The organism is Companilactobacillus keshanensis, assembly GCF_003946205.1.
Lineage (GTDB): Bacteria > Bacillota > Bacilli > Lactobacillales > Lactobacillaceae > Companilactobacillus > Companilactobacillus keshanensis.
Genome location: NZ_RHOS01000003.1, coordinates 176611 through 195843, shown reverse-complemented (window position 1 = coordinate 195843; position 19233 = coordinate 176611). Strand labels below are relative to the sequence as shown.

The following is a 19233-nucleotide window of genomic DNA, read 5'->3' as shown; positions in this document are numbered from 1 at the left end:
ATTTTAGTTTCAACAGAATACTTTGGCATAATAAAAACCCCTTGCTTGGATTTCTCCAATGCAAGGGGTTCATTACAATCTGCATAATATGTGCAGATACCTTTTTTGTTCAAGCTCCAACAAATGATTGTAGAAACATTCCAGCGATACTGAAGTAAATCAAAACACTGGTCAAATCACTTAAAGTAGAAATAAATGGTCCACTGGCAACAGCAGGATCAAATCCAAAACTGGACATCAGCATCGGAATCAAACTACCAGCTAGGTTTGCTACCGTTATAGCGGCACACATTGCCAGTCCTATAACCATTCCTAGAATAAAATTATGTTTCCAGAATCCAACAAGTAACAGAACGGACGCTCCCGTTACAACGCCGGTAATAAATCCGGTCAGAAACTCTTTAACCACTAATTTGAAGAATTCACTACGGTCTATCTCTTCAACCGCTAGTCTTCTGACAGCAACAGCCAGACTTTGAGTACCAGCATTACCAGCTGTACCAGTAATAGTTGAGATAAATACGGCTAGAATGCTCGCCTCTGCCAATAAACTCTCATAGTGGTTAATTAATGTGGCTGTTATCATACTGAGCAGTAACAGCGTAATAAGCCATGGTAGACGTTTTGAGGCAGCTTTTAGAGGATTATCTTGAACTGTCTCATCAATACTCACACCAGCAAGTCCAGAATAGTCTTGCAATGATTCATCATCGATAACTTCAATAACATCATCAACCGTGACGATACCGACCATTTGATTAGAATGGTCAACGACTGGAACCGCCAAGAATTCATAATCTCTAAATACTTTGGCAACTTCTGCCTGATCAGCATCAACATTTACTGTAATAATATCTGAATTCATATTATCTTTTAAAACAGCATTATCATCTAAAACAATCAAATCACGTAATGACATAACCCCGACTAAATCATCATGATTATCCAGAACATACAAGTAATAAATCGTTTCGGCAGTTTCAGCAAATTTTTTCAAATTGCTGATAGCCTCTTGTGCGGTTTCTTCTTCATGAAACATTACATAGTCGGTAGTCATAATACCACCGGCTGTTTCAGTATCATAATGCAATAATCCACGTAAATTATTAGCATCCGCTCGAGGCATTTGTCCTAAGAAACGTTCAATTTCTACCTTATCTAAATGCTCCAAAATATCGGCAGCATTATCATCATACATATCATTCAACATCTGTGAAGCATATGTTAGATTCATTTCATTTAAATACTCAGGGATCTCAGGCAGATCATCTTCAAGGGTATCAAACATATCCCCCATTTCATCTGGTTCCAAAATCGTATAAATACTTAATCTCTCATCTTTATTTAAGGTTAGGTAGAAAGTACTCTGGTCATAAAAATGCATATCCAAATAAGTTTTTCGAAATCGCTTTTTATCACCCTTATCTAGATATTTCTTCAACTGGATAAATTTTTCTTGAAGTTTTTTTTCATTTTCATCCATTGTTTTCACCCCTTTAACGCACTCTTTAACAATACCATATCTTGGGGAATTGGTGCCGTTAATTTTAACAGTCTTTTAGTTACTGGATGTAGTATTTGAAGCTGATAACAGTGCAGTGCTTGGCGGTTTATGCGAGGATCTTTTTTCAGACTATACATCTCATCTCCAATAATCGGGTGTCCTATCGCTGATAAGTGTACTCTGATCTGATGAGTTCTACCTGTTAATAATTTAAGTCTTAACATACTGTTATTTTCATAATTTTCCACAGTTTGATAAAGTGTTCTTGACGGTTTGCCAAGTTTATAATCAATCGTGCGCAAATAAAATGCCTTAGGATCGATCCCAATTGGTAAATCGATCTCACCCTCGGTAGGATCGACCTTGCCATAAACAATGGCTAAATAGAACTTTTGAAAATCATTTGAATGAAGTATCTGATCTAAAAGTGAATGAGTAAATGAGTTTTTAGCAAACACCATTAATCCTGAGGTATCACGATCTAATCTAGTAACTAGATGGATCGAAGCATTTTCATGTTTTTCCTGTAAATAATACTTCACGATATTAGCAACTGTTTTACTAGAACGAGCTTTTGCCGGCAAACTGGCTATCCCTGGCGGCTTATTGATCACCAATAAGTATTCATCTTCAAAAATAACATCCAATTCACCCGCCATTGGTCGGATGATGTCGGATGGTTCTTCATTATTCAAAACAATTAACAGAGTATCCCCCGTTTGCATCTTAAAATCAAAGTGACGTTGTTTATGATTAACATAAATTTGACCACCTTTATTTTTTAAGTTGTGTAATTGACTAGATGAAAATTTGTGTTGAATCAAGAATTTACGCAGGATTTTTTTATCGGACGCTTTGATTTGAAACTTTAAAATACGGTTATTCTTCATCTTGACCTAAGAACGCTGTTCCAACTCTAGTCCAGAAGTGACGATGACGATACTGTGCAAATTGAGCTCTTTGACTGTTTAAACGGATCGAAATTCGCTTAACTTTCATAAGTTTAGTAGTAATACCATCACAACTAATGACGTAATCATCAGCTACTTGTGGATAAAGATCGACTTGTTGATTGTGTGGAATAATAATTGGTGATGAAATTGTACGGTAAACTCGATTGTTTATCGAAGCAATTTCGACCATTTGAAAAACACTGATCTTAGGATGAACTAATGCACCACCGATGGCTTTAGAATAGGCCGTTGATCCGGTTGGTGTGGCAAAACATAGGCCATCTCCACGGAAACTTTCAAAGAACTCGCCATCAATATCGATACTAGTTTTCATAGTCATAGAAGAAAGACGTCTGACAACTACCTCATTGATTGCAACTTCGTGTAAATAGCGTCCATCTTCACTTTCAACTTTAATATCGATCAAAGGATAACTGGTTGAAGGAATCTTATCCTTATATTCTTTTATTCTCTGTGTCAACTCAGGAATTTCCTGGTCTGTCCAATCAGAATAAAATCCTAAATGACCCGTATGCAAAGCTAAAAATTTAACTTTATCCAAATGATTTGAATAAGCGTGAAAGGTACTCAAAAGCGTACCATCCCCACCAACACTGATAACTAGATCAGGATTACGACGATATTCTTCTATTCCCAAATCCTTCAAGCTTGCCCTTATTTTATCCCCAGCAATGAGTGACTGCTTCTTATTGTTATTATTGACCCAAAATTTCATTAATTTTTATCCTTCGTAGAATTATTGATATCTCTTTTACTATCCGTAAAATATTGTTGGGCATCTTGAATTTCACCTCTGATTTTAGACATCTCTTCATCTAACATGAAGGATGCTTCAGCGGCTCGCTTCAAACGTTCATTTATTTCTTCTGGAAAGTCACCACGATATTTGTAGTTCAGTGAATGTTCAATCGTTGACCAAAAATTCATTGCTAAAGTTCTGATCTGAATTTCGGCAATAATATTCTTTTGACCTTTAGATGTCTGGATTGGATACTCGATCACAACATGATAAGAACGATAACCACTAGGTTTGCTATTAGCAATATAATCACGTTCCTCAATCACCTGCATATCCTCTCTGGAATGCAAAAGCTTGGCTACATCATAAATGTCTTCTACAAATTGACACTGGATTCTGATACCAGCAATGTCTTGCATATCTTGTTCCAAAAGATCCTCTGTAATAAAGCGGCGACGCATTTTTTCCTTGATACTATCGACAGTTTTGACACGTCCTGTTACAAATTCTATTGGTGAATGCTCATTCTTCTCCAAAAATTCTTTTCGTAAGTTTCGAAACTTCAATTTAAGTTCGTCGACTGTTTGCGAATAGGGTATTAAAAAATCATTCCATTTAATTCTTGTCATATTAACCCACCTTACCACTCTAAATATATCGTAATTTACTCAAAGAATCACCTAAATAACCAAATTGATTCCTAGAGTTATTATTTTACCTTTTATAAGTTTGCTGTTATGATGACTATGCTAGAGAGATGGAGGGAAGCAAAATGTGGGAAGTATTCTTATATATTAATCCCTTGTGTTCGTATTGTTTGAAGGTCGAACAATCCATTATTGATTTTACGAGAAAACACGATATTGAAACTCAATACCACTTTGTTACCACTAATAATATGGAAACCATCAACGAATACATGCAATTAAAAGGATACCAACTTTGTGACCTACAGAACCGGTCAAAAGTTTCAAAAGATATTTCTGAAGCAGCGAGTCTGTATAAAGCAGCATCTTGTCAGGGTAATAAAAAGGCTCGCAACTTCTTGATGAACTTGCAAGAACAAGTAACAGTATTAGATAATCCTTTTAATGATGAATCCGTTAAAGTTGCCATTAATAACAGTGGTCTTGATTACGAAGCTATAATGGAAGACAAAAAAAGCGAATGCGTTGAACAAGGCATTAAACGTGATCAACAGTTAGCGATTGAAATGAATATTACCAAAGCACCAACAGTAGTTATTTTCGACTTAAATAACGAAGAACGTCCCGGTGTCATGATCGATGATTTCGGAAGTAAAACTTCTGACGATATCATCAATAGTAATCTAACCGCGATGTTAGAGGCGGCCATGCCTGAAGTAGCTGAACAACCTACTATTAATAGTAGTACTGTAATCAGTTTAGATAAATTTAGAAGATAGGAATCCGTTAGGATTCCCTTTTTTTATACAAAAACGGTTGTTCTAAATATCTGGGTAACTCTCCACAAATAATCCTCCAATAGTGATTATTATAAATCGGCTTTTGATAATTGACCGACTTATTGGTCAAAAATTCTTCAACAGTTTGACCAGATCGATTGAAAAATTTTTCCTTCAATTTATCCACTTTTACACCATGCAAGTTACGAATTCTTTTAATTTGATAGTGATCAACTTTAATCAGTGGATAACTTTTGAATTCAGATTTAAATTTAAACAGCTCATCAATATCATCTGTGCAAAAGCTCTTTTTATTGTAAGTTATCTTATTGAATAGTCCCAAAAATCTAACCTGATAAAAAAGATGATACATTTTCTTCTCAGCATCCAGCATTATCAAATAAAAACCCCAATTGGAATCATATGATAAAAATTTCAAATGTTTTTTCAGAATCTTCTCACTTAAATAATCTCCACCTAATATCCAAACGTTTTTTAATTGTAATTTTTGATATCCTTCCACACGTTTTACTAACTTTTGAATATCAATAATTGCACACTGGTATTCCAATACTAAATTATCGGTCAATAAAACATCTGGTTTCTGTTTAATGTCAGTTAAAAACTGTTCTTCTTTAATATTGTCATAGCCTAATTTAGTAAAGTTATCCACCAAAATATCCTTACCTTGCTTATGAATATCTCGCTCATTTATCTCATTGAATTTTTTTGTTAAATGTTGAAAATAGGCCGTATTATTCTTTTGGATCAACTTAACTGGTTCAAAACACTTGGCACAGTGAAATTCTTCAATTGTCTTCACTTCAATTGCATAGATCAACTCTTCATTTTTATTCAAAGCCGCATACATTAATATCACCTCAAAAGAAATTACGCAAAAAGAGCAAGACAAAGTCCTGATCCTTTTTGATATTTATTAATAAGATTTTCAATCTTAATCAAAAAAACAGCATGCCCATCGGGCATACTGTCATAATTTACTTACTAAAATAATATCTAGTTAACTCTAACGCTGTCTTACTCATTACCTCTTTACCGTACTCTGATAATACAGCTGCTGTAACTTTAGTTTTATTGCTATATTCACTCATTAAGGCCATAACGTCGTTATAGGTCATATCGTGCATTTCATCTGTGAACAATACTAATTGTAGATAATATTTACCTTTGTATTCCCAAAGGTTTGAAACGCCACTTTCTAAATGCAATAAGTCAGCTAATTGAATGTAGTCTTCGAAATCATCGAATTCCACGATCAATGTCTTAGTAGGTGTATCAGGATCCTTCAGATAAGGTGAAGTATCAGTGTCATATTCCTCAAAGCCTACACGGTCATCAGTTACATCATTATCCTCAGAATCTGTGTTTTCAAATAAAGATTCGTCAGCATCATCAAGACTCTTACTAATTATCAATTCCAGTCCTTGCTTGTTAGGCATGATTTGGAAAGTTACCGGTTCGTTGTTAGAGAAAACATGGTCCTTGTCAACTTCATCCAAAATACTGTAGAAGAATGATTCAATCTGTTTTTTATTACCTAAAAGGTCCAAAACAGTTACTCCACGATCTTGCAAATCCTGCGTACTAAGAATGACTTTGATCGTATTCTCATTAAGTCGATCCATTTCCATCATAGTCACCTCAATTCTGTATCTACATTCTAACAGTCTCAAAATTTATGTAAAGAAAAGAAACTCTACTAAAGGCTGTTTTGCAAGGTCCAGGTCAAGGTTCCAGAATAATTACCAGTCTTGATTGTTTCATCATTGAAATTCATCAGGAATCCGTGATTTCTATCCCAAGATATTTCAGTATCATCCATTGGAAATGTTTTACTATAAATATTTATCGGATTAGAATCAACTATTTTATCATCTTTAACATCATTATCTTTCCTGAATAAAAGAACACCATCAATAACATCACCATTTTCACTAGTTAAGGGTTTAGAAATATTAACTAATATATCTGAATGTACGCTGGATGCTGGATAAGTATCGTTAGTTACTGTTAACGCCCAGTTGGGATCTTGACGATGGGTCATTCCTTGTGCCGGTGCAGAACGGCCGAAAACTAGATTTGGAACGGTCAATTCCGTATCAATAAATGTTGATTGTTGCCAGACATATGTTTCAGGATCTGCTATACCAGAGGCATACTTATCAACAATATCTGCGGAACTTACTGGACGGCCCTGTGGATCATGATCAGTTCCATTCCCAACAATTTGCCATTTAGGACTGATACTATAATAACTTTCTGTCGTTTTTGGATCATCAATCAATGTATCATTACTTGGTGCATCGGGCATACCAGCATCCGTAGTTACTTTAGTGTGTGATCCCATTATAACTTTCCATAGTTTAGTAGGAGTTCCAACAGCTGATGTGACATTGGGAGAACTTCCTGGGAAGAAATGTTTCATATCTGTTACCTTACCAGTATCCCAACTAGATAGATCCATAACTCTTAAACTCTCACATCCAGCAAACATTGCCTCCATACTCGTAACTTTACTAATATCAAAAGAACCAAGATCAATATTATCTAACTTGGTCATACCGGTAAACATTCTGGACATATTAGTTGCATTACTTGTATCAAACTTCGACATATCAATATATGTAAGACTGGAGTCACCATCAAACATATTACTCATGTCTTTAACTACGTGTGTACTAAACTTATCCGGATTAATGTCTAGTTCAACTAAGTTAGACATGAGCCTAAACATATTGCTCATATCAGTTACATTGGACGTATCAAAACCTTGTAAATTTAAAACTGTGGCATCACATCCCGTAAACATGCGAGACATATTTCGCACATTACTCGTATCCCAATTACTTACATCTAGATTTACAACGCCTGACCCATTAAATAATTGATACATATTAGTAACTTTTTTAGTATTCCAATTACTTACATCAATATTAGCAGACTTTACACCATTAAATAATGAACCCATATCAGTCACATTACTCGTATCCCAACTGGATACATCAGGCCGAATATTAGGAGAACTATTGAACACACTTGACATGTCCCTTACTTTATCAGTATTCCAATTGGTACCAACAACTATGTTCAATTTACTGCAACCAGAAAACATAGCAGCCAAGTTCGTCACATTGTCAGTTTTAAAATTGCTTACATTCAAATTTTCCAAATTCTTATCAGCTTGGAACATACCATAAAAAGTTTGTGCAGACTGTGTATCCCAATTACTCAAATCTCCAATTGATTTTAAACTTGAACAAATTCTGAACATAAAACCAAAATCTGAAGTCTTGCTAACATCCCAATTCTCTATATCTAAATCAATATCTGTTAATAAAGTATCAGCATAAAACATTCCGTACATATTTTTAACATTTGAAGTATCAAATTTGCCATGAACATCATTTAAATTAGACATATCGCCAAACATAAAAGCAAAATCTGTAGCATTACTTGTATCCCAATTAGATAAATTCAAACTGATTATATTAGTATAATCAAATAAGTGTCCCATATCAGTAGTATTCTTAGTATCCCAACTAGATATATCACCAACTTCAGTCAAATTGGAACATTTATATAATAGATAACTCATATCAATTACATGACTAACATCCAGCTTTGAAAGATCCATAGTAGTTGCATTTGTTAAATCAGAAAATAAATAAGAAGAGTTAGCATTGGCTATTACTCCTTCTTCCACGACTACGCTAGTAATCGAGTCGGCATATGTACTCCAATTTCCTTGTCCAGCACCAAGTATTCCTGGATGAATTGTTAATATACCACCACTATCAATATCCCAAGTACAATCTCCAAATGTTCCATTGTATTCAGTAGTTGCAAATGCTGAAACATCTGAACTGGCCTCAGTTTTTTTCGTAATCATTGAACTACTTAGCAGATTATTACTATTTATCATGTCCTGCATAGAGGACGCTTTCACAGAGTTACCAACAAATGAAAAGACAATCACAAATAAGCTACCTAAAACAATTGCTATTATTGACACTAATTGTTTATGTGATTTTTCCCCTGCATTCATAGTCTCCTCCAAAAAACACTTGATAATATTATATATACTTATAATATCTGGATAATTATGGAAGTGCTAATCATATTTAGAAATTTAAAATTTCTGAATATGAGATAAACCAGCATTAAAACTCATCTGTCTATTATTTAAAACAAACAAAAAAGCCGTTCACTTTTGTGAACGACCTTTCTATAACCCAGCCATAAGTTGAGCTCTTTGTAATTCCATAGTTCTAACACTTCTAGGCAAGAATCTTCTGATCTCGTCCTCGTTGAATCCTACTTGAAGACGTTTGTCATCCATGATGATTGGACGCTTCAATAGTCCAGGGTTCTCTTGTACTAAAGTTAACAATTGATCGATCGTAAGATCATCAAGATCAACTTTTAGATTTTGAAATGCTTTAGAACGTGTAGAAATAATTTCTTCAGTTCCATTTTCAGTCATTTGTAGGACTTGTTTAATTTCTTGTTTATTTAAAGGTTCAGAATAAATATTTCTTTCTTTGTAAGGAATATCGTGTTGTTCGAGCCAAGCCTTTGCTTTACGGCATGAAGTGCAACTTGGAGATGTATAAATAGTTACCATTATAATCTCTCCTTTTCTGTATATTGTGCATTCTGATTACTAACACAATAATATTGTATCGTATTACTAATACAAAATCTATACTTTTTGTAATAAAAACTAACGAATACTTGTTCTTACTTTTATAGATTGTGAACTTGACGACCCGTCAAATAAGCAATGTTGTGATAGATTCACATTTAGTATAATTTTTTTATTATGCTAAAGATTATCATTCATTTATGGTTTACAAGTGTAATACCTATGATACTGGGAACAGAGTTTTAAACTTGAACTTCGAGGCCTTGAAACGCTCTGATTACAGGTATATCACCGGCATACTTCTGTGATTGTTCTAACAATGTTTGCTTCTTGTAGTTTTGAGGAAGATGACTGATCATCATTCGTTTAACTCCTGCATCCTTTGCCAAATTACCAGACTCTTTAGTGTTCATATGCCACTTTCTACCAGTAACTTCTTCAGGGAAATTGGTATCAGTGATCAAGAGATCTGCTCCCTTAGCAAAATCAACTAATCCATCAAAATAAGTAGTGTCAGCAGTGTAGACTATTGTCTCATCACCCTTAGTGATACGCATTGCGTATGCTGGTACCGGATGAATCGTTCTTAAAAATTCAAACTTAAATGGTCCGATATTAGTTGGCTCATAATCATTGTAAGCAATTCCTTTGGTAGCATTGCCCTCTGTTAATTGAGCAAAGTTAACAAAATCCTGTGTATGACCATAGATTGGAAGTGGTTCATCCTTACCCGCAGCTAACCAATTATACTGCAAAACTCCGAGATCTGCGGTATGATCATGGTGATAGTGAGATAAGACAACAGCATCCAAATCAGTTGGGTCGAGATAGTTGGATAAGACGTTCAATACCCCACTACCACAATCGATCAAAACATTGAAATTGTCATCTCTTAGTAAATACCCTGAAGTTCCGATACCATTATGTGGGTATCCTCCATAGAAACCTAATACTGTAATTAGCATGTGAAAACCTCCAAAAATTTTGTTGAAAGGATTTCAATAATTATGAACATAACATTAAAGCTAGGAACATATAATTTTTTAAAGAACCAACAGACTAGTGCTGATACTTTATTAAAACCCTTATTTGATGATAAAGCAGATCATCTTTTAATAAAAGTATTAGCTGAATCTGGTCAATACCGCAAGAAGACTGGATCTGTTGAAAGTTCAGATCCGCTATATTTGTTAACTTATTTAAAGTTTAACAAGGATCAAGCCGCCATCTTTGACAGTAAAATGTATTCTGATGATTTTGCCATCAATTCTAAAGATTCAGAAATATTTCAAAAAAATGATAATCGCTTAGAATATTTAATTATTACTACTTTCCCTGATGAAGCGTCTCTTAAGAATTGGCGTTCATTCATCAAAAAACAGATCAATATCGAGATTCAACGTTTTTCAGAAGAACCATTTGGATTCTTCCTCAAAGAGTATGAACTTAGGTAAGCTTTTGATTAACACTGCGCCATGATATCAGGTAGGTTACAAACCCTATTATCCCATAAAGTGCAATATAACCAAGGTTAATCAGGATAAATGGTCTAAGCATTGTAGTCCTTGGGTAACGAGCAATCAATGCCATTACAATATAAGATTGCATTACAGCAAAAATAATTGGAATAACAAACGAATAAATAGTTTCTTTTTTGACAATTTCTTTGATCTCACTTTTACTGACTCCGATTTTATTCAGAGTTTTAAGCTGCTTCCATTCGGAATCATCCCTTAATAACAATCTCAATGTTAAGACACTACCCAGTGCTATTAATAATGACACACTGAACATGGCGACGATAAATATTCCAAATCCGCTTATTTGATCAACTTGTGACTTGGCATTTTTTTGTCGAGAGAAGTTAGAATCCATATAGACAGTAGTTCCAGAAACATTTCGTCTATTTGTGTCCGTCGTCAACTTAGTATCCGCTAAGTCGGCGGCTTTTTTTATTTGGACACCACTTGTGTATTCTTGTTTATTCAACTTTTCATACTGTTTGTGGGTCAAACTGTCACCACTTTTAAAGAACCAGCCATAAAATGTATTTTTTACTTCTGGTTTTAATTTTTGATAATATTTATCCGGTGCAACGATCATCAGGCCTTGATACATCGTTGATCCATAAGGAAATGCAGAACCAATTTTATTCGTTTTGATTATTCTGGCATTTTTGACCTTGACCACGGCCGTATTGGATTTATCTGATGCAAAACTAGGGACGTACCCATAATCCAACACTAAAAATTCATTTTTAGTTATCTGTGGATTCCTGGCAACATTACTCTTAGGCAATTTTTGGTAATCCGAGTACGATATGAAGGTCCCTGGTAAAATCTCATTATTCGATCCTCGTTGAACTACAGTTGTTTTTACGTTTGTTTTGTATGAACGAGTTATCTTGGCATTATTTTCTTTCAAATATTTTTTAATCGGCTTAACCGTATTCTGATTAGCCGTCAATTCAAAGGGATGTGCATAAGTATAGTTGGTATAAACTGACTTGTAACCAAAGTAGCAAACTGATAGTAATATCAGAGCCAATGACGATAGTTCCGTAATAAACCACAATATCGAAACATTCCTCATCAAACGTTCTTTAAAATATTTGAATGAAAAAATATTGATCCCGGTATAAGCAATCCCTTTGGTGTGCTGTAGAATCGTCAAAAAACTTGGTAAGAAGCCATAATACATTAAATAGGTACCCGCCAAGTAGGCCACAAATAAAAATGACAATTCAACAATGGCTGCGGTCTGGTTATTATTTTTTATGTCACCAAATAATATGACCGTTACTACTATGCCACTAAAAAACAAGAGGATTCCTAAAATTCCACCCAACAATCGAATATACCACTTAGGAAGTCGTTTTGATTTATCCTTATTCTTTCTCAACAACTTTTGCACTCTAAATGAGTTCATAATACTGAATACTATGGTTGAATATAAACAGATCTGCCACAACATGCTAAAGGTATTTCCAGTAAATCGGAACAAAAAACCAGTTTTGACCCCCATCAAATATAGCAATAGCATGCCAAAAAATTTCTGAAAAATCAGTGCAATAATTATCCCGATCAACCAAGAAATTAATTGAACAACAACCGTTTGGATAAATCCAATCACAATTATAGTCCAGCGTGACATTCCAAATTTTTCAAAAGTTTTAAATTCATGAGTTTGCTGTTTGATAAAAAAACCACCGACAAATCCCATATAGACAAAAACACAAAAGATAAATAACACACTGAATCCTAAAGTGACATTATTAAGACTGGCACTCCAGCTTGAAATACCACTTTTAAGGCGTGGATTATCGACTAATGACAATAAAATACTGAACATACCAATTGCAAAACTACAGGCCAAAATATAGATCAGATAACTGTCTTTCATATTATAGAAACTACGTCTAATTATTTTGAGAAACATTGAAGTAGCTCCCCCCGCCTATGGTACGCTGCATATTGATGATCTGTTCAAAGAATTTATTGCGATCACCAGGGTTTACCACCTCGGCAAAGATCACACCATCTTTAACAAAAACGACCCGCGAACAATAACTAGCCGTAAAAGCATCATGTGTTGCCATCAAAATGGTTGTCTTCTCTTTATCGTTGATCAATTGCATATAATTCAACAAAATAGTTGCCGACTTAGAATCCAAACTACCGGTCGGTTCATCGGCAAATAAAATTTCTGGACTGTTTATCAAGGCACGAGCGGCTGCAACGATTTGCTTTTGACCAAGAGACAGATCGTCAACATTTCTCTTTTCTAATCCTTCAATATTCAGCAATTTTGTCATATGCCTAAAACTTTGCTCAATCTTTTTTTTAGAAGCATGATTCAAGGCCATCGGTAGAATAATATTTTCTTTAACGTTAAGAGAATCCAACAATTCAAAACTCTGATAAATAAAGCCCATCTTATTACGACGATATTTGGATTGTTCTTTGTCGTGCAGCTCTGTCATATCAATTCCGTCGATCAAAACTTGACCATGGTCAGGACGTTCATTAGTTGAAATGATATTTAACAATGTTGACTTTCCCGCACCAGACGGTCCCATGATCCCCAGAAATTCACCATGTTTAACTTCTAGGCCAATGTCTTTTATGGCATGGACAGCATTAAATCTTTTTCCATAATCCTTAGCAATATTCTTTACAACAATTTGCACGGCGTTCTCTCCATAAATTAAAAATTACTGTTATGATAATAGTTAGCTTTATTCTATCATGTGGGGGTTAATTCCATGGCAAAAATTATGATTATTGAAGATGATCCATCTATCTCCAAATTAATCAGTGAAAATCTCGAAAAGTGGCATTTAGACAGCTATGTAACTGAAAATTTTGAAACGATCATCGAACAGTTCAAAGAATACAAACCGGATCTAATTTTACTGGATATAAATTTACCAGTTTTTGACGGCTATTATTGGAACCAAGAGATCAGAAAAATTTCCAAGATTCCAATTATCATCATTTCTTCACGTAATTCTAACATGGACCAGATCATGGCCATGAATATGGGGGCCGACGATTTTGTGGAAAAACCATTTTCAGTTGATATTTTAATTGCTAAAATAAATGCTTTATTACGCCGTACCTACGATTTCACTAAAAATAGCAGTGACATTATCGAATATAATGGTTTAAAATTAAATCTCTCAAATGGAACTGTGGAAATCGGCGATCAAAAAATTGATTTATCAAAAAATGAATATAAATTATTACAGCGTTTATTGCGCGACCAAGGTAAAATCATTACCCGTGAGCAGCTATTAAACTTCATGTGGGACGATGAAAGATTTGTTGATGACAATACTCTGACAGTCAATATCAACCGTCTCAGAACCAAAATTGCTCATTTTGGTATCAACAATTATATCGTTACCAAAGTTGGACAAGGATATATTATTCCCTAAACGAGGTTACCTATGACACTTTTTAAATATCTGCGTGATCATTTGTCTCTGATATTAATAATCCTTTTTGGGATAACTTTTATCGAGATCGTCTTTTATTTGGATCCACAGGTTCACTTCCAAACTGGAACTTTGATCTATACATGGATCTTAGCGGCCCTAATTTCTTCAGCCAGTTTAATTCTTTCTTTCAATAGAAAGAAAGATTGGTATAAAATTCTAAAGAATAGTAATAGCGATCTCTCTAAAGAGCTATTTGGAGCCAAAAATTATGAAGAAAAATTCATTCAAGAAAAAATCAACGATATTTCTTTAGAATATCGTAAAGAATTAACCAAGCTCTACCAAAATCAAAAAGATCAGCGTGAATACACCGAATCTTGGGTTCATGACATCAAAGTTCCATTGGCTGCCTTGAAGTTGTCACAGGATTCAGAATTGGATAAAGAATTGCTTGATGAAGAAATCGATCAGATAGACTACTTAGTTGATCAGGCATTGTATTTTGCTCGATTAAATAATTTCTCGAACGACTATTTGATCCAAGAACAAGATTTGAATAGTATTGTTAAAAATTCAATCAGAACCAATAAGCGTATGTTCATTGCAAAACGCATCGGAATCGAGCTTGATGTGACTTCAGAAAAGATTTTAACTGATGAGAAATGGCTCAGTTTTATTCTTAATCAGATTATTTCTAATAGTCTTAAATACACTGAACAAGGCGGAAAAATCTCTATCTTTACCACTGATAAAGATAACAACGTTGCTCTGCATGTTAAGGACAATGGGGTTGGAATTTCAAATCAGGATCTTAGTCGCGTCTTTAATAAAGGCTTCACTGGCAGTAATGGACGTACCTCTGGCAGTAAATCGACCGGTATGGGATTATATTTGGTCAAAAAAATGGTGGATAAACTTGGTCACAAAATTGAAATAAATTCACAAGTGGATCACGGCACAGAAATAGTAATTATTTTTCTCGATCTACCTTATTATCAACGAACCGTTTAGCGGTTGTTAAAAAAAGTTATATCACACTTCAGAACAAGCTGTGATATAACTTTTTTTAACGACAAATACGAACATATATTCTATAATGTAAAAAGATATTGTTTGAAAGTAGGATCAGAATGAAAACAAAGTTAACTAAAAATCTGGAAAACACTCTTTATCAGTACTGTTTAGAACAGGACTCTTACGTCGTTGAAGAAGTCTCAATGCCTGATAAAAAAGGTATAGTAGATACTTTGAGTTACCGCCAGTTAACCAATGGTGATATTGAATGGCGTTGTTTCGAGTTAAAAATCACCAAAAATGACTTCCATTCTAAAGCTAAATTATCATTTATTGGTAACTATAATTATTTTGTTCTCACAAAAGAACTATTTGAAGAAGTTAAGGATGAAATACCCGATCATATCGGCGTACTGATCTATCGTGCATTTGATAAAGAGTCAGTAGAATTATCCCCTCAAACTCAGCGTGCACCGGGGTTCTTGACAATTGCTAAAAAGGCCCAATACCAAGAACTACAAGTGGATGAAAAATATTTGACCAGCCATTTTGTAGCTTCACTATTTCGTGAAGTAGACAAAGCAAAACGTATTGAAAGCGGTTTGCAATTGTATTCTGATGACCAGCTTTTTAAAGAATTAAAAAAACGTTCAAAAACTGGGTATAAAGTTTATAAGCCTGAACGCAATCTTTATGACCGCTTTATTGACGAATCAGAAGATGACAAAATCACGGCCCTCCAGGAAGAATTGGATGCTAGAAACAATGAATATCAAACATTGAAATTGAAATTACAAGATGAGAATAAACCTAATTTGGAGGATCTAATATGACATACTATCCTTATTTACGTGGACGGATGTATGATTTATTAGCCCTAAAAGAACTTTGCGAATCTGATCAGTTAGGACCAAATATCATCCCAATAATTGAACCCGTCCGCGACTCTAAAGACTTACAAAAAACCGTTCAAACGTTTCTAGACCATGGTCAATCTTTCAGTGTCGTCGCCAATCCGCAAGTCAGCGTCTATGGATTGAATGATACAAAACTGTATCCTCTGGCTGACATGTCAAATGTGAATAACTTTTTACCCAGTGCTATTCTTGCAGCCGATTTTTCCACAGAATATCTAAAAAGTGATCAAGAAACTCTATTGATTGCCAAAAACTACCAACTTTTAAAAGCCTATCAGGATACAGAGCTCTTAAAAAAAGTAACTCATGTACTTATTCCTGAAGAAGCAAGATTACATGAAATTGTCGGATCAAAAGCAGTTTCACTGACTGATCCATTAACTTTCGTACGACATGTCGAAAATTATAACGACTTACCCGATGAATATTTTCAACCAGCTAGTTGGTATAGACAACTAGATAATTATAATGGCTTCGGTGACTATTCCATGGTCGGAAGTGTTTATTTTGATAAAGGGATGCCTAGTCGAGCTATTGCTTTGCATATTATCTATGTGACATCCGACGGTACTTTGAGAATCCATCACTTTGTTTCTGACAGTAACGAAACCATGCGTGGACAAAAAGAAAAGTTTTTTGAGGCTCTGAATAAACTTGACGATTGGTCCACAACAAATCTTAATGGAATCAATAATACATCAGCTTTACAAGAACTACTTAGTTACACAATCAATGGTAAGTTCCCCGGACTAGGTATGATCAAGAAATTGTCTCTGATGCACCATTTTCAGTTGATGAAAAAATTATTTGAATTTAGGAATAACAATATGCATTCATAATTCAAGTAAACCACTGGCGATATCTACTATACTTTTCCATGGTCATTTCCTTATGTCTTATATGATTTTATATACTTAAAACGGCTATACCCCATTTAAAATATTGAGGTATAGCCGTTTTCTATTAATAAAAATATATAAAATAATGGGAGGAAGACCTCTCTTACGCTCTGTTATTTCAATGTCATAGCATTCAATGCAACTATAACAGTAGATAGTGACATAATAACAGCACCAACAGCTGGACTAAGAACAAAACCTACTCCAGCCAAAACTCCAGCTGCTAATGGAATAGCTAAAATATTATATCCAGCTCCCCACCACAGGTTCTCAACCATTTTACGGTATGTTTTGTGTGAAAGATTCAAGAACTTGATAACATCACTGGGATCACTGTTATATAGCACAACATCAGCAGAATCAATTGCTACGTCAGTACCAGCACCAATAGCTACACCAACTGTGGCACTAGCTAAACTAGGTGCATCGTTGATACCATCACCGACCATCATAACGTGATGACCAGTCAATTCAAGATTCTTAAGATAATCATGTTTATCTTCTGGCAACAATTCGGCTTTAAATTCATCTATGCCCATTTGTTTTGCCATAATAGCAGCTGATTCTTTATTGTCACCTGTCAACATAACAGGGGTAATATTTCTAGCCTTCAAATCTTTAATAAATTGAACTGTGTTCTTCTTGATACGATCACCCAAAGCAATAAAGCCGATGATCTTATTATCTAATACAAGGTAACTTATAGTATTCCCTTTATCCAAATATGGTTTTATAACCTCTCGATCGACTGGAATATTCTTCTCTTGTAAATATTTCATATTGATCAATAGATATTCTTGTCCATCTTTTTGACCAGACATTCCATAACCCTTGATAGCTTTAATATTAGTTAAAGTATCTGCGAGAATATTCTCTGATTTAGCATACTTTATAACACCACTGGCGATAGGATGGCTAGAACCAGATTCCATTCCAGCAATAAGACCGAGAACTTTTTTATCATCATATTTTTTATCAAGTGACTTCATACCGTTAACAGTGAATTTACCTTCTGTTAAAGTACCTGTTTTATCCATGATCACGTAATCTATTTTACGGCTATTTTCCATTGCTTGATTGTCACGAATGATCAATCCATTGGTAGCAGCAATTGAAGTACTACGTGACATAACTAGTGGAATTGCTAGTCCTAAAGCGTGTGGACATGCAATGACCAAAACGGTAACTAATCTATTTAGGGCAACATTCATATCTCCGAAAATCAACCAGTAAATAAATGAAAGTAATCCAGCAGTTACGGCCGCATAGAACAACCACCCTGAAACTTTATCTGCTAAAGCCTGAGTCTTAGATTTACTATTCTGTGCGTCATTAACTAACTTACTAATTTGTGACAAGTAACCTTCTTTAGAAGATTTAGTAACTTTCACTCTGATAGTTCCATCGCCGTTGATCGAACCACCAACGACTTTCTTACCAACGCCCTTTTTAACCGCCTTTGATTCACCAGTTATTAAGGATTCGTTGATGTAACTCTCACCTTGAAGGATTTCACCATCAAGTGGAACTGACTCACCGGCACGAATTTCAATAACATCTTCGGCTTTGATCATACCAATATCATGATCCACTGTTGTATCACCATGAACCAAATGTACCTTACTTGGAACAAGTGAAGCAATTTTTTGAAGTGCATTACCAGCATCCATTGTAGATTTCATTTCAGTCCAGTGACCCAATAACATAATAACGATCAAGGAAGCTAGTTCCCAGAAGAAGTCCATAATATGGGCTGATCCGAAGAAATTATTCATAACAAAGGCGTATAGACTATATATATAAGCAACACTGATACCCATAGTAATCAGCGTCATCATTGCGGGCTTTTTACTTTCGAGTTCACCTTTAGCTCCACTCAAGAATGGCTTACCACCATAGAAGTAGAGGATTGAAGATAGTACCAAAACTACCCATTCTGAACCTGGAAATTGGAACTGAAATGGTAAATGCAGTCCCATAAATGGTGACAGGATGAAAACGGGAATTGCTACGATTAATGATACCCAAAACTTTTGACGTAGATCTCCCATATCCATCATATGACCACCATGATTCATCATGTGGCCGTTACCTGCGGACTCCATGTCCATATCTTTCATATTATGCATATCATGATTTTTCATATTTTTCA

At 34.8% G+C, this 19233-nt stretch carries 18 protein-coding genes; 6 read left to right on the top strand and 12 right to left on the bottom strand.

The window, feature by feature from the left end:
* Nucleotides 1–109: 109 nt before the first annotated feature.
* Genes mgtE through EKM64_RS03325 form a run of 4 tightly spaced genes read right to left on the bottom strand, consistent with a single transcriptional unit; the run spans nucleotide 110 to nucleotide 3846 of the window.
* Nucleotides 110–1483 carry a magnesium transporter gene (gene mgtE / locus EKM64_RS03340; RefSeq protein WP_125675593.1) on the bottom strand — a complete coding sequence of 458 codons (1374 nt, stop codon included), beginning with the start codon at nucleotides 1481–1483 and terminating at the stop codon, nucleotides 110–112.
* 5 nt (nucleotides 1484–1488) lie between these two features.
* Nucleotides 1489–2394, bottom strand: a complete 906-nt coding sequence (locus EKM64_RS03335) for an RluA family pseudouridine synthase (RefSeq protein WP_125675590.1) — start codon at nucleotides 2392–2394, stop codon at nucleotides 1489–1491.
* Complete coding sequence (locus EKM64_RS03330) at nucleotides 2384–3193, bottom strand: NAD kinase (RefSeq protein ID WP_125675588.1); 810 nt, start codon at nucleotides 3191–3193, stop codon at nucleotides 2384–2386. Before EKM64_RS03330 ends, EKM64_RS03335 begins: the two co-directional genes overlap by 11 nt.
* Nucleotides 3193–3846 carry a GTP pyrophosphokinase gene (locus tag EKM64_RS03325; protein ID WP_125675586.1) on the bottom strand — a complete coding sequence of 218 codons (654 nt, stop codon included), beginning with the start codon at nucleotides 3844–3846 and terminating at the stop codon, nucleotides 3193–3195. Before EKM64_RS03325 ends, EKM64_RS03330 begins: the two co-directional genes overlap by 1 nt.
* Nucleotides 3847–3989: 143 nt before the next feature.
* Here EKM64_RS03325 and EKM64_RS03320 point away from each other — a divergent pair, with 143 nt between their 5' ends.
* Entirely contained in the window at nucleotides 3990–4643 is a 654-nt protein-coding gene (locus tag EKM64_RS03320; RefSeq protein ID WP_125675584.1) for a DsbA family protein, read from the top strand.
* A gap of 7 nt (nucleotides 4644–4650) precedes the next feature.
* Here the strand turns inward: EKM64_RS03320 and EKM64_RS03315 are convergent, their stop codons facing one another.
* From EKM64_RS03315 to EKM64_RS03295, 5 genes are all read right to left on the bottom strand, one after another.
* The gene (locus EKM64_RS03315) at nucleotides 4651–5514 is read right to left on the bottom strand and encodes a competence protein CoiA family protein (protein WP_125675582.1); all 864 of its coding nucleotides are present in this window, start codon (nucleotides 5512–5514) and stop codon (nucleotides 4651–4653) included.
* Nucleotides 5515–5641: 127 nt separating this feature from the next.
* Nucleotides 5642–6295, bottom strand: a complete 654-nt coding sequence (locus EKM64_RS03310; RefSeq protein WP_125675605.1) for an adaptor protein MecA — start codon at nucleotides 6293–6295, stop codon at nucleotides 5642–5644.
* A gap of 68 nt (nucleotides 6296–6363) precedes the next feature.
* Nucleotides 6364–8709 (bottom strand): BspA family leucine-rich repeat surface protein, encoded by a 2346-nt coding sequence (locus EKM64_RS03305; RefSeq protein WP_125675580.1) that lies wholly within the window; start codon nucleotides 8707–8709, stop codon nucleotides 6364–6366.
* A 180-nt stretch (nucleotides 8710–8889) separates the two neighbouring features.
* On the bottom strand, nucleotides 8890–9288 hold the full coding sequence (spxA, locus tag EKM64_RS03300; protein ID WP_125675578.1) for a transcriptional regulator SpxA: 399 nt from the start codon (nucleotides 9286–9288) through the stop codon (nucleotides 8890–8892).
* Nucleotides 9289–9551: 263 nt separating this feature from the next.
* A complete protein-coding gene (locus EKM64_RS03295; RefSeq protein ID WP_125675576.1) occupies nucleotides 9552–10274 on the bottom strand; it encodes an MBL fold metallo-hydrolase in 723 nt (240 codons plus the stop codon).
* A gap of 42 nt (nucleotides 10275–10316) precedes the next feature.
* Between EKM64_RS03295 and EKM64_RS03290 the strand changes: the two genes are divergently transcribed.
* A complete protein-coding gene (locus tag EKM64_RS03290) occupies nucleotides 10317–10763 on the top strand; it encodes a hypothetical protein (protein WP_125675573.1) in 447 nt (148 codons plus the stop codon).
* Here EKM64_RS03290 and EKM64_RS03285 read toward each other — a convergent pair.
* The gene (locus EKM64_RS03285) at nucleotides 10756–12747 is read right to left on the bottom strand and encodes an ABC transporter permease family protein (protein WP_125675571.1); all 1992 of its coding nucleotides are present in this window, start codon (nucleotides 12745–12747) and stop codon (nucleotides 10756–10758) included. The genes EKM64_RS03290 and EKM64_RS03285 overlap by 8 nt on opposite strands.
* A complete protein-coding gene (locus EKM64_RS03280) occupies nucleotides 12728–13498 on the bottom strand; it encodes an ABC transporter ATP-binding protein (protein WP_125675569.1) in 771 nt (256 codons plus the stop codon). The genes EKM64_RS03285 and EKM64_RS03280 overlap by 20 nt, the downstream gene beginning before the upstream one ends.
* Nucleotides 13499–13573: 75 nt before the next feature.
* Here EKM64_RS03280 and EKM64_RS03275 point away from each other — a divergent pair, with 75 nt between their 5' ends.
* The 4 genes from EKM64_RS03275 (at nucleotide 13574) to EKM64_RS03260 (ending at nucleotide 17021) form a co-directional block, all read left to right on the top strand.
* Complete coding sequence (locus EKM64_RS03275; protein ID WP_125675567.1) at nucleotides 13574–14248, top strand: response regulator transcription factor; 675 nt, start codon at nucleotides 13574–13576, stop codon at nucleotides 14246–14248.
* A 12-nt stretch (nucleotides 14249–14260) separates the two neighbouring features.
* Nucleotides 14261–15262 carry a sensor histidine kinase gene (locus tag EKM64_RS03270; protein WP_125675565.1) on the top strand — a complete coding sequence of 334 codons (1002 nt, stop codon included), beginning with the start codon at nucleotides 14261–14263 and terminating at the stop codon, nucleotides 15260–15262.
* A gap of 119 nt (nucleotides 15263–15381) precedes the next feature.
* Entirely contained in the window at nucleotides 15382–16098 is a 717-nt protein-coding gene (locus EKM64_RS03265; RefSeq protein WP_125675563.1) for a hypothetical protein, read from the top strand.
* On the top strand, nucleotides 16095–17021 hold the full coding sequence (locus tag EKM64_RS03260) for a sce7725 family protein (RefSeq protein ID WP_125675561.1): 927 nt from the start codon (nucleotides 16095–16097) through the stop codon (nucleotides 17019–17021). The genes EKM64_RS03265 and EKM64_RS03260 overlap by 4 nt, the downstream gene beginning before the upstream one ends.
* 173 nt (nucleotides 17022–17194) lie before the next feature.
* Here the strand turns inward: EKM64_RS03260 and EKM64_RS03255 are convergent, their stop codons facing one another.
* The gene (locus EKM64_RS03255) at nucleotides 17195–19225 is read right to left on the bottom strand and encodes a heavy metal translocating P-type ATPase (protein ID WP_125675603.1); all 2031 of its coding nucleotides are present in this window, start codon (nucleotides 19223–19225) and stop codon (nucleotides 17195–17197) included.
* Nucleotides 19226–19233: the final 8 nt, after the last annotated feature.